Raw genomic sequence first — 11,864 nt, 5'->3', positions numbered from 1 at the left:
TCGCACGCGACGGCGGCTTGCGCTATGATATTGCTCTTCAAGCAACCTACTGGGCTAGACCATGGCACGTACCGTTTTTTGCATCAAACTAGGCCGCAACGCTGAGGGGCTGGACTTTCCACCTTACCCTGGCGAACTCGGCAAGCGTATTTTCGAGAATGTATCCAAGGAGGCCTGGGCGGGCTGGCTCAAGCAGCAGACCATGCTGGTGAACGAAAACCGCCTGAGCCTGGCAGATCCGCAAGCACGCAAATATTTAAGCCAACAGACCGAGGCTTACTTCTTTGGTGAGGGTGCAGACACCGCCTCCGGCTATGTCCCGCCTAATAGTTGAACCATTTTTCATTAAACTGTCATATTGCGGGCATAGAGTAAGGTTTTAATCTTGTCGCCCGTAAAATTGAATCCCGAATACTTTATCAATCGCGAATTAGGCATTCTCGCCTTCAATCGCCGCGTATTGGCCCAGGCTGAGGACGAACGTGTTCCCCTGCTTGAGCGCCTCAAGTTTCTCTGCATCTTCAGCAGCAATATGGATGAGTTCTTCGAAGTGCGCGTCGCGGGCCTCAAGAACCAGATCAAGTACAACTCCCCGCATGTAGGCGCCGACGGCATGCTGCCCAAGCAGGCGCTTGCCAAGGTCAGTGGCCTTGCCCATGAATTAGTGGAACACCAATACAAAATCCTCAACGAAGTAGTGCTGCCACAACTTGCAGCGCAGGAAATCCGTTTTATCCGCCGGGGTGACTGGAATGATGTCCAACGCGAATGGATTGCCGCCTATTTCTTCCGTGAGTTGATGCCGATACTCACGCCTATCGGCTTGGATCCCGCACACCCGTTCCCGCGCGTACTCAACAAGAGCCTGAACTTTGCCGTGGAACTGGAAGGCAAGGATGCCTTCGGCCGCAATTCCGGCGTTGCGATTGTGCAGGCGCCACGCGCCTTGCCGCGTGTTATCCGCCTGCCGCGCGAAATCGCCGGCTGCGACCACGGCTTTGTCTTCCTCTCCTCCATCCTGCACGCCCATGTCAATGAGTTGTTCTCGGGCATGGCGGTCAAAGGTTGCTACCAGTTCCGTGTCACGCGCGACAGCGACCTGATCCTGGACGACGAGGAGACCAAGGACCTGCGCTTGGTTCTGCAAGGCGAACTCACCCACCGCCAGTATGGGGATGCCGTACGCCTGGAAGTGGCCGACAGCTGTCCGGCAGAAATGTCCGCATTCCTGCTCGGCCAGTTCGGCCTGAACCAGGAAGACTTGTACCAGGTCAACGGCCTGGTCAACCTGGTGCGCCTGATGCAGATTCCCGACAGCGTGGACCGTCCCGACCTGAAATTCCCGCACTACACGCCCAGCGTGGCCAAAGAGCTGGCCAAGGACACCGACATCTTCAAGGCAATACGCAAGCAGGACATCCTGTTGCATCATCCGTTCCAGTCGTTCAATCCGGTGATCGAGTTCATCAAGCAGGCAGCGGAAGACCCTCAGGTGCTTGCCATCAAGCAGACTTTCTACCGCACCAGCGCAGATTCCACCTTGATGAAATCGCTGATCGAGGCCGCCCAGCGCGGCAAGGAAGTCACGGTCGTGGTTGAGCTATTGGCGCGCTTTGACGAAGAAGCCAATATCAACTGGGCCGCTAAGCTGGAAAACGCGGGCGCCCATGTCGTCTATGGCGTAGTCGGGCACAAAACCCACGCCAAGATGGCCATGGTCGTGCGCCGCGATGAAGACAAACTGCGCCGCTACGTGCATATCGCCACCGGCAACTACCACCAGCGCACTGCACGGCTTTACACCGACTTCGGCCTGCTGACCTGTCAGGAAGAAATCAGCGAAGACGTCAATGATGTATTTGCCCAACTCACCGGCCTCGGACGGGCCAGCAAGCTGCGCCACCTCTGGCAATCCCCTTTTACGCTGCACCAGCGCACAATCAAGGCCATCCAGCACGAAGCCGAGATTGCCAAATCCGGCAAGAAAGCCCGCATCATCGCCAAGATGAATGCCCTGCTGGATCCGGATGTGATCCGTGCCCTGTATGACGCTTCCAGCGCTGGAGTGCAGATAGACCTGATCGTGCGCGGCGTATGTGCGTTGCGTCCGGGCATTCCCGGCGTATCGGAAAACATCAAGGTGCGCTCCATCGTCGGGCGCTTCCTTGAGCATACCCGCATTTTCTATTTCTATGACAATGGCGCTGAACATACCTACCTTTCCAGCGCAGACTGGATGTACCGCAATTTCTTCCGCCGCATTGAAATATGCTTTCCGTTGCTGGATGCCAAGGTGAAGAAACGCGTGTTCAAGGAAGGGCTGGAGCCTTACCTCAAGGACAACACCAATGCCTGGGAAATGCTGCCGGATGGCAGTTATGAACTCAAACCCAGCCGCCGTACCAGCTTTTCTTCCCAGCAATTCCTGATGAGCGAATACGGACAGGAAATATTGCCAGAGGCTTGACTGACAAACAAAAAGGCCAACAGGTGTCGGCCTTTTTGTTTTGCCTCAATGATGATGCTTCAGGAAACCAGTTCCAAGCCAAGACCAATCTCTTTCCAGTAAGCCACCTCATTCAATAGTTCAGCCTCGGTAAGCGGATTCTCCTTGAGCCAGTCTGGTGCGATTTTCAGTTGGTATCCAGACTTCGTGATGGTCAATTCGGGATCCGGGTAGTGATCTGGTTGACGATTGCGATGGAACAATACTGCGAGTCGCAGAATCAGAATCAGCAGCAAGCGGTCATGGTTGTCGACAATGCCCGGCTCGAGTTTGCTGAGCGAGCGGCGATGCGCCTTGACCAGCAAGCCCAAGGTTTCCTGTTCCATATTGGAGAAACCAGGCATGTCGGCATTTTCAATAATATAGGCAGAATGCTTGTGGTAGGCAGCATGCGCGATGGAAACGCCGATTTCATGCAGCCGTGCAGCCCAGGTCAGGTATTGCGCTGCAGTTTCCTCATCACACTGCTTCAGCTTGTCTGCACACTGCGCAAGCAAGCGTAGTGCAAGTTCCTGGACGCGTTCAGCCTGATCAGGTTCCACATGATAGCGGCGCATAAAGCTTGAAACTGTCACCTCCCGGATGTCCTGATCATGCAGGCGCCCGAGCAGCTCGTACAACACGCCTTCGCGCAATGCGCTATTGGCGGCTGTCATGCGCTCGATCTTGAGCGCATCGAATGCGGCCATCATGATGGACAGGCCGCCTGGCAATACCGCTGCGCGGTCACCGCTCACGCCAGGCAGGTCGATTTTCTTGACTTCCCTGGCCTTGAGCAGTTGCTGGTGGATGAATTCTAGGCCATCGCGCGTGATTTCGCCGTCGCTCAAACCGCTCAGGCGGATAATTTCACCCAGTGCCTTGGCTGTGCCGGATGAGCCAACTGCCTCATCCCAGCCTTCGGCAATGAAATGCTTACGTATGCTCTGGATTTCCGCCGCAGCGGCAATACGTGCGCGCGCGAATGCGCTTTCCGTGAGTTTGCCATCAGGAAAATAGCGCAGGCTGTAGCTCACACAGCCCATGTACAGGCTTTCCATTTTAATAGGTTCGACATCCTGGCCAATAATGAACTCGGTAGAACCGCCACCGATATCAATGACCAGACGTTTATGACTGGCAGGAGGCAAACTGTGGCCGACCCCGACAAAAATCATGCGCGCCTCTTCCCGGCCGGCAATGACTTCAATAGGAAATCCCAGGGCCTCTTGTGCTTCCTGCATCAGGTTGGGGGCATTGCGCGCGACACGGAAGGTATTGGTAGCAACTGCGCGCACCGCTTGAGGCGGCAACCCACGCAGGCGTTCGCCAAAACGCTTGAGACAGTCAATCGCACGTTGCTGGGCATCAGCGCTCAGGTTGTTTTTCGCATCCAGCCCCGCACCCAGGCGAACGACCTCACGCAGGGAATCATGAAAAATGAGGTGGCCGTCTGCAACCCGGGCGAGTTGCAGGCGGAAACTGTTGGAACCCAGATCAACTGCTGCGATCTCGGGAAAATCCGATTTTCTTGTAGGCAAATTCAACCTTCTTGTAAAACGGTAAGCCGTTTGCCGTTATGGAACGGCTCAGGGCTCTTGGGCTTCGCGCTCCATCTCCTGTACCGTGGTATGGCGCACGTCCTTGCCTTTTACCATGTAGATCACATATTCGGCAATGTTCTTGGCATGGTCGCCGATGCGCTCGATTGCCTTGGCAACAAACAACACTTCCAGCGACATGGAAATGGTACGCGGATCTTCCAGCATGAAGGTGATCAGCTGGCGCATGGCCGCACGAAACTGCTCATCCACCTGTTCATCCTGGCGCGCCACATCCACGGTCTTGGTCACGTCCAGGCGGGCAAAGGCATCCAGCGCGGTACGCAGCATTTCGCGCACATGGCCAACCATGGTCTTGATCTCGTTGAAACGCGGCGTATAGAGGCGCCCGGACTCGGATACCTTTTGCGCTACGCGGGCGATCTTGGTTGCTTCATCGCCGATACGCTCCAGGTCGGTAATGGTCTTGACCACCATCATGATCATGCGCAAGTCGCCTGCTGCTGGCTGACGACGGGCAATGATATGGCTACAATCCTCGTCCACCTGGACTTCCAGTGCATTGACCCTGTGATCGTTGGCAATTACCTTGTCCGCAAGCGTAAGGTTGACATTCACCAGGGCATCCAGCGCGTTGACGATTTGCTGTTCAACCAAACCGCCCATTTCCAGCACCTTGGCACGGACTGATTCCAGCTCGGCATCATATTGCTTGTATGTATGTTCAAATTGCATAACGCGATCCCTTCCGTGAATAACCTGGCCAGGCTGCGCTACTGCCGGCCAGAGATTGAGTCAACGTTGTAGTCTAATTGCCGATTATGACAATTTAATGTTGAACTGGTGCGCGTTACTTACTTGGCAGTCAAAGTCCTGACGCCATCCGCAGTCGCCAACAACAATACATTGGCTGGACGAACTGCAAACAAACCGTTGGTCACAACGCCAACGATCTCGTTGATCTTGGATTCCAGCTCAACAGGATTGAGTATAGTGAGGCCATGCACATCAAGAATGACATTGCCGTTGTCAGTGGTGAAATCACGCAGCTGGGGCTGGCCGCCGAGCTTGACCAGTTCGCGTGCCACATGACCGCGCGCCATCGGGATCACCTCAACCGGCAGCGGGAACTTGCCAAGCACGGGTACCAGCTTGCTCTGGTCGCAGATACAGATAAAATCCTTGGCACAGGCTGCCACGATCTTTTCGCGGGTCAGCGCACCGCCACCGCCCTTGAGCATGTGCATATGCTCGGTGATTTCATCCGCACCATCCACATAAATTTCCATGCCGTCCACAGCGTTGAGATCGAATACCTCAATGCCATGGCCACGCAGCCGCTGGGCAGTCGCCTCAGAGCTGGCGACGGCACCGTCGATACGGCTCTTGACCTTGGCCAGCTCGTCAATAAAGAAGTTGGCGGTGGAACCCGTGCCCACACCAATAATGCCGCCCTTGACATACTCTACGGCCGCCTTGGCAACCTGTTGTTTCAATTCGTCTTGTGTAGCCATTTATCCAAACCTTTTATTTGCTTGTTACCATATCAGGCACTTGCATGCGCTTTATAAACAAGCGCAACGTTTTGCAGGCCCTGCGTTTTCTTTATAATTCAGGTTCTTTTGAACCAAACCCCTCAATCATACACTGCCGCACTGCACAGTGCAGCCCTGGACAACGTCCCCAATGAAAATCGATTATCTGCAGAAAATCAAATCCGCGCGTGTTTACGACGTGGCCAGCAAAACCCCGCTGGACCTGCTACCCAATATTTCCCGTCGTATCCACAACCAAGTGTTGCTCAAGCGAGAGGATATGCAGCCGGTATTTTCATTCAAGCTGCGTGGCGCCTACAACAAGATGGCACAACTGTCGACAGACGCATTAGCACGTGGCGTGATCACCGCATCTGCAGGCAATCATGCGCAAGGTGTTGCGCTGGCAGCCAAGAATGCCGGTTGCCGCGCCGTAATCGTCATGCCGGTCACTACGCCCAAGATCAAGATAGACGCGGTGCGCAATCGTGGCGGGGAAGTCGTGCTCGCAGGGGAATCCTACACCGATGCCTACAACCACGCCTTGCAGTTGATGGACGAACAACAACTCACCTTTGTGCACCCCTTTGACGATCCGGATGTGATCGCGGGGCAAGGCACCGTGGCAGTGGAAATCCTGCAGGATCATCCTGACCCGATTGAGGCCATCTTTTGCCCGGTAGGCGGCGGCGGCCTGATCGCGGGCGTGGCGGCCTATATCAAGGCAGTGCGTCCGGAAATCAAGGTGATCGGCGTGGAAGTCAATGATGCCAACGCCATGACGCTCTCCTTGCAGCAAGGAAAACGCGTAACGCTAGACCAGGTGGGCCTGTTTGCCGATGGCAAGGCAGTGAAGCTGGTCGGCGAGGAAACTTTCCGCGTTTGCCAGCAATATGTGGATGAAATGATCCTGGTCGACAATGACGCCATCTGCGCTGCGATCAAGGACGTCTTTGAAGACACACGTGCGATTTTGGAGCCTACTGGTGCGCTGGCGCTGGCAGGTCTCAAGGCTTATGCTCAGCAGCATGGCTTGCAAGCCAAAAATCTGGTGGCCGTGGCTTCTGGTGCCAACATGAGCTTTGACCGCCTGCGCTTTGTGGCCGAGCGTGCCGAGATCGGCGAAAAGCGCGAAGCCGTCCTGGCCGTCACCATCCCGGAAACTCCCGGCTCATTTAAGCAATTCTGTCGCCTGATCGGCAACCGCAATATCACGGAATTCAATTACCGCTATGCAGACGCGCACAAGGCCCATATCTATGTCGGTGTCGCCATCCATGACCCGAGCGAATCGGGCAAGCTGGTTGAGCAACTGCAGCAGCACGGCCTGCCTGCGCTGGACCTGAGTGAGAACGAGGTCGCCAAGCTGCATTTGCGCCATCTCGTTGGTGGCCATGCGCCCCAGGCGGAACATGAACAGGTATACCGTTTCGAATTCCCGGAGAAACCCGGCGCGTTGATGAACTTCCTGGACAGCATGCGCCATGACTGGAACATCAGCCTGTTCCATTATCGCAACCATGGTGCGGATTTCGGCCGGGTTCTGGTCGGCATGCAAGTGCCGCCCGGCGAAGAGAAGGAGTTCACCCAGTTTCTCGAGAACCTGGGTTATCCCTACTGGAATGAAAGCGATAACCCGGCCTACAAACTATTCCTGGGTTAAAGCTTGCTCACTGTCTTTTAGCCAATACCCATGCCGGCCATCGGCCGGCATGGGCCTGATCAGCCCTTGTCGACAATCGGGGTACCGTAAGCGGTAATATCGTAATCGGTCAACTCATAGCCGAGTTCACGCACAATGACCTTGAGGCGCTCTTCGATACCGAGATCGTAGAACTCCCTTACCTCGCCAGTGCTGGTGCTCACCAGGTGGCCATGGTGTTCTTCGCCGTCATTCAGCTCGTACACGGCCTTGTTGTTCCCCAGCTGGCTCTTTTTCAGGAGTCCAGTCTGTTCAAATTGGGCCAGCACACGGTAAACCGTTGCCAGGCCGAACTCTGAATGCTCGGTAATCAGGATACGGTAAACATCTTCAGCCGCCAGGTGGCGCTGCTCGCTATTACGGAAGATATCCAGCACCTTGAGCCGTGGCAAGGTGATTTTCAACCCGCTGTTCCTCAGATCCTGGTGCGGATCAACCACGCCATCTTCTCTTTTTGTACCCACTATCATCTCCTTAATGAATTGATGCCTGACGCTGCAATAGCATATCACGCATCGTGATACTGCCAAGCACGGACTAGGCCAATAACTTCATGATGAACTCCCAATCCCTGGGATCCACCGGTGTAATCGATAACCGATTGCCGCGTTGCAGGATACGCAAGTTTTGCAACTCCGGCGTTTCACGCAACTCTTTCAGGCTCAACAAACGCGTTTTTCTCACCAGTTTGACATCCACATTAAACCAACGCGGGCTTTCTGGTGTAGCCTTGGGGTCATAGTACTTATGCCCCTCGATAAACTGCAAGCGGTCCGGATAAGCCAGCTTGCTGACTTCGGCAATACCGACAATGCCAGGCTCCGCGCAATTGGAATGATAGAACAACACGCCGTCACCGACCTTCATCTGGTCGCGCATGAAATTGCGCGCCTGATAATTGCGCACGCCATACCAGTCCACAGACTGATTGGGGAAGGATGCCAGATCATCGATGGAAACATCGGATGGCTCGGATTTCATCAACCAGTAACGCATGAAATTCTCAAATCAACACAGATTCCGTATGATAACCCGAGTTCACATTGAAATTCAGAGTCAACAGTATGGCCCGAAACGTTCTCGGCACCACATTACAATCCTGCAGCACCGACCCGTTAACCGGTTTCACCCGAAGCGGCAGTTGCGAAACCGGGCCTGAAGATATTGGCAGCCACACGGTGTGCGCCATGATGACCGAGGAGTTCCTGGCATTTTCAGTCTCGAAAGGCAATGACCTCAGCACGCCACGGCCGGAATACGGATTTCCCGGCCTGATGCCGGGCGACCGCTGGTGCCTGTGCGCCTCGCGCTGGCACGAAGCAGCAGAGGCAGGATTTGCACCGCCCGTCATCCTTGAGGCAACGCATGAACGCGCGCTGGAAGTCGTCAACTTGGGCGACCTCAAATATCACGCGCTGAGATAACAATTGATACGGTTTTGCCTCTAAGCATATAACAAGGCGGTTATACGTTTGAAGGCAAAGCCGTATGAATAGGGAGTTCCCCGCAAATGCCACCCGGACCGGCATCCTGAACCTGTACGGTTCAAGTGGTAACGACCTTAAGCTACGTTAGGTACACCCGCATCGGAGCGCGCACACTGTTACTTAACAGACCGAAACCAAAGCCAAAATTATGGTTCAAGGAATCTATGATCCGGACAACACCGCAGGGAACAAAGGGAAGAAACCACACAGTGCAGCTTCTTGAAAACTCCGGGAACAGACACTGCTAGAAAAGCTGGTTCTGTTCTCCGACGACAGCGTCAATCTGTTCCTGCATGGAAGTGATTCTACGCTTGAAATCGCCAATGTCAAAACCGCCGATATTGGCAGTCAGTAACTCGTGTGCAATATTGAGCGCGGCCATGATGGCAATCTTCTCTGCACCAATCACCTTGCCGGTATCGCGAATTTCGCGCATCTTTTTGTCAAGGTAATCCACCGAGCGCAACAACGCCTCGCGCTCTTCATCGGTACATGCGATGGTCAGATCGCGCCCCATAATGCTGACATCGACTCCGCGCACGCTACTCATATGGTTCCCTCCGGAAGACGCTCGATCAGGGCCTGCAGCTTATGGCTGGCAAGCTCCATATTCTCCTTTAACTGCTTGTTGTCATCCTGGGACCGCACAAGCTCCTGACGGAGCTCAAGATTTTCAGCGCGCAATAATTGACATAGGGATATCAGCTGCGCGAGCTTTTCTTCCAACGTGATCAAATCAGCATTCATGACGCCACTATAATTGCAAAATCAGCACATGGTCAACTGCACTGCGGAATTTATGACATGTTTACAATATCTTATGGTAATAACTTATTTCACCGCATAAAGTGCAAATCCTTTATAATCGGCAGCAAGTTTTAAGGTGCCCTTGGCCTGTTCATGGCGACAAGGGTGAAACTGGGAAACAGGTGAGTCAATCGCATCCTCATGATGCAATCAACAATGCCTGTGCTGCCCCCGCAACGGTAAGCAAGCCACGGATATATCAGATGCCACTGTGATACTACTCATGGGAAGGCGATATGTTCTTTAATCTTGCAAGCCCGGAGACCGGCCTCAAAACAATAAGGAAGTGCTGCGGGGAGGCAGCTTGACCGGAAACCGCCTCGCCTGAGCCGGGAAAACGTCACGCCAGATAGATCGCTCCCCCAATAAAACCATCCTGCGGGACGCAGGTGCTTTGCGGAGTTTGCAATCTAGATGTTTCGTTATTCTCTGGGCAATATTGCCTTGGCTTCAATCTTCTTCTCGACTTACGTCAACGCAGCCGAAATCAAGCTGGAAGATACAGTAGTGACTGCCTCGCGTACTGAGCAGAAGAGCAGTGAAGTTCTCGGCGATGTCTCGATAATCACTGAAGAGCAAATCCAGAAGGCAGGCCAGACCACCTTGCTGGAATTATTGAATCAGCAGCCAGGTATAGAAATCGCCAGCAATGGCGGCGTAGGCAAAAGTTCGGATATTTTCATCCGCGGCGCCAATCCTACCCATACCCTGATATTAGTGGACGGCGTCAGGGTCAGTTCCGCCACCACCGGCACGACAGCAATCCAGCATATCCCATTGAGCCAGATAGAACGCGTGGAAATCCTGCGCGGACCAGCTAGCAGCCTTTACGGTGCCGATGCCATTGGCGGCGTCATCCAGATTTTCACCAAGCAAGGTAAAGGGACTCCCAGGTTCAACGCTTCCGTAGGGCTTGGCACTTATGGCACAGCAATCGGGGAAGCCGGGGTGAGCGGACGCATCGGAAACACCAGCTACAGCCTGCAAGGAGGGATGACCCATGTGCATGGCATCAGCGCCGTGCGCAACAAGAATGCTCCCGGCTATAACAAGGATATCGATGGCTACCGTAACCAGAATATTGCTGCCAAGCTGACTCAGCATTTCGGTGAAAACCACGAAATTGGCTTTGGCATTTTGATAAGCGATGGTCGAAACTTTAATGATGGTACCAGCGCGACCACAGCTCGATACGACCAATATATCGACCAGACCTTGTCCACCTATACCGTCCATAGCAAGAACCGCTTTACCGATTACTGGACCAGCCTGGTCACATTCTCGCGAGGGATTGATGATCTCACGTCATACTCCAAGCAGCCGACGCGAACGACCAGCAACAGCATCAAGACCACGCAGGATCAGTACCTTTGGCAAAACACATTGAATACCTCCTGGGGGACGTTCAATTTGGGAATAGAACGCCGGGAGCAAAAAGCCGAAACCGTGCCTAACGCACTACCCGAAGACCAACGCAATATCCAGTCTTACCTGGTTGGCTGGCAAAAACGATTCGACAAGCATAATGTGCAGGTCAACCTGCGTAATGACGACAATTCGCAATTCGGCAACAAGACCACCGGCAGCGTGGCCTACGCCTACGAGATTACGCCACGCTGGAAAGCGAATGCTGCTTATGGCACAGCCTTTGCCGCCCCTACATTCAACCAGCTCTATTACCCAAATTTCGGCAATCCCAACCTCAAGCCGGAAGAGTCACGCAACAAGGAAATCGGCTTGAAGTACGACAATGGCAACCATCATGTGGCAGCCACTTATTACCTCAACGAAGTGGACAACCTGATCATCAACCCGAGGACAGGTAACAACTTCACGAATGTCGCCCAGAATGTCAACCAGGCAAGACTCTCTGGTTTGACCTTGAGTTACCAAGGCATATTGGCGGGTTTCAATATCCGCGCCAATGGCGATTTCCAGCGCCCGGAAGATGCGGATACAGGCAACTTGCTGCCAAGGCGGGCCAAAGAGCATGGCACATTTGCGGTCAGCAAACGTATCCATGACTGGGAAATGGGCAGCGAGATTGAAAGCAGCTCCCATCGCTATAACGACACATCCAATACTGTGAGGATGGCTGGCTACACGCTGGTCAATCTTTATACCAATTACCGTATTAATGACGATTGGTCGCTGAATGCTAGGATCAACAACCTGTTTGACCGCAAATACGAACTGGCCAAGGATTACGGCACCTTTGGAGCCAACCTGTTTGTCTCCGTGCGTTATGGGCCTGCGTTTTGAATACTTTTCTGGCTGCCAATAAAG

Annotated in this window: 12 protein-coding genes, 1 other RNA gene and 1 riboswitch; of the genes, 5 read left to right on the top strand and 8 right to left on the bottom strand. The window is 53.9% G+C overall.

The window, feature by feature from the left end:
- The first annotated feature begins 61 nt into the window (after nt 1-61).
- Both LG198_RS05370 and ppk1 read left to right on the top strand, forming a co-directional pair.
- Nucleotides 62-334, top strand: a complete 273-nt coding sequence (locus LG198_RS05370; protein WP_230342155.1) for an oxidative damage protection protein — start codon at nt 62-64, stop codon at nt 332-334.
- A gap of 51 nt (nt 335-385) precedes the next feature.
- Entirely contained in the window at nt 386-2,467 is a 2,082-nt protein-coding gene (gene ppk1, locus LG198_RS05365) for a polyphosphate kinase 1 (RefSeq protein WP_230342154.1), read from the top strand.
- A gap of 59 nt (nt 2,468-2,526) precedes the next feature.
- Here ppk1 and ppx read toward each other — a convergent pair whose 3' ends face one another.
- The 3 genes from ppx to rpiA all read right to left on the bottom strand — a co-directional run bounded on the left by ppx (nt 2,527) and on the right by rpiA (nt 5,561).
- On the bottom strand, nt 2,527-4,026 hold the full coding sequence (gene ppx, locus LG198_RS05360; RefSeq protein ID WP_230342153.1) for an exopolyphosphatase: 1,500 nt from the start codon (nt 4,024-4,026) through the stop codon (nt 2,527-2,529).
- 48 nt (nt 4,027-4,074) lie between these two features.
- Complete coding sequence (phoU, locus tag LG198_RS05355; RefSeq protein ID WP_230342152.1) at nt 4,075-4,782, bottom strand: phosphate signaling complex protein PhoU; 708 nt, start codon at nt 4,780-4,782, stop codon at nt 4,075-4,077.
- A 119-nt stretch (nt 4,783-4,901) separates the two neighbouring features.
- The gene (gene rpiA / locus LG198_RS05350) at nt 4,902-5,561 is read right to left on the bottom strand and encodes a ribose-5-phosphate isomerase RpiA (RefSeq protein WP_230342151.1); all 660 of its coding nucleotides are present in this window, start codon (nt 5,559-5,561) and stop codon (nt 4,902-4,904) included.
- 172 nt (nt 5,562-5,733) lie between these two features.
- On the opposite strand from rpiA, the gene ilvA reads away from it, so the two are divergent.
- Nucleotides 5,734-7,245, top strand: a complete 1,512-nt coding sequence (gene ilvA / locus LG198_RS05345) for a threonine ammonia-lyase, biosynthetic (RefSeq protein ID WP_230342150.1) — start codon at nt 5,734-5,736, stop codon at nt 7,243-7,245.
- Nucleotides 7,246-7,304: 59 nt separating this feature from the next.
- On the opposite strand, the gene LG198_RS05340 is transcribed toward ilvA, so the two are convergent.
- On the bottom strand, nt 7,305-7,748 hold the full coding sequence (locus LG198_RS05340; RefSeq protein ID WP_230342149.1) for a transcriptional repressor: 444 nt from the start codon (nt 7,746-7,748) through the stop codon (nt 7,305-7,307).
- A 73-nt stretch (nt 7,749-7,821) separates the two neighbouring features.
- Nucleotides 7,822-8,280, bottom strand: coding sequence for an EVE domain-containing protein (locus LG198_RS05335; RefSeq protein WP_230342148.1), 459 nt, complete (start codon nt 8,278-8,280; stop codon nt 7,822-7,824).
- 68 nt (nt 8,281-8,348) lie between these two features.
- Between LG198_RS05335 and LG198_RS05330 the strand changes: the two genes are divergently transcribed.
- Nucleotides 8,349-8,708, top strand: a complete 360-nt coding sequence (locus LG198_RS05330; RefSeq protein WP_230342147.1) for a DUF2237 family protein — start codon at nt 8,349-8,351, stop codon at nt 8,706-8,708.
- Nucleotides 8,709-8,781: 73 nt separating this feature from the next.
- Here LG198_RS05330 and ssrS read toward each other — a convergent pair.
- From ssrS to LG198_RS05320, 3 genes are all read right to left on the bottom strand, one after another.
- Nucleotides 8,782-8,962, bottom strand: a non-coding RNA gene (gene ssrS / locus LG198_RS14445) — 6S RNA.
- 53 nt (nt 8,963-9,015) lie between these two features.
- Nucleotides 9,016-9,321, bottom strand: coding sequence for a cell division protein ZapA (locus LG198_RS05325; RefSeq protein WP_230342146.1), 306 nt, complete (start codon nt 9,319-9,321; stop codon nt 9,016-9,018).
- The gene (locus LG198_RS05320) at nt 9,318-9,518 is read right to left on the bottom strand and encodes a hypothetical protein (protein WP_230342145.1); all 201 of its coding nucleotides are present in this window, start codon (nt 9,516-9,518) and stop codon (nt 9,318-9,320) included. The genes LG198_RS05325 and LG198_RS05320 overlap by 4 nt, the downstream gene beginning before the upstream one ends.
- Nucleotides 9,519-9,635: 117 nt before the next feature.
- Nucleotides 9,636-9,865: riboswitch (cobalamin riboswitch) on the top strand.
- Nucleotides 9,866-9,992: 127 nt separating this feature from the next.
- Between LG198_RS05320 and LG198_RS05315 the strand changes: the two genes are divergently transcribed.
- Nucleotides 9,993-11,840 (top strand): TonB-dependent receptor domain-containing protein, encoded by a 1,848-nt coding sequence (locus tag LG198_RS05315; protein WP_230342144.1) that lies wholly within the window; start codon nt 9,993-9,995, stop codon nt 11,838-11,840.
- Nucleotides 11,841-11,864: the final 24 nt, after the last annotated feature.

Source organism: Methylobacillus arboreus (assembly GCF_020532725.1).
In the GTDB taxonomy this organism is placed as follows: Bacteria; Pseudomonadota; Gammaproteobacteria; order Burkholderiales; family Methylophilaceae; genus Methylobacillus; species Methylobacillus arboreus.
This window is presented reverse-complemented; position numbering and strand designations above follow the sequence as displayed.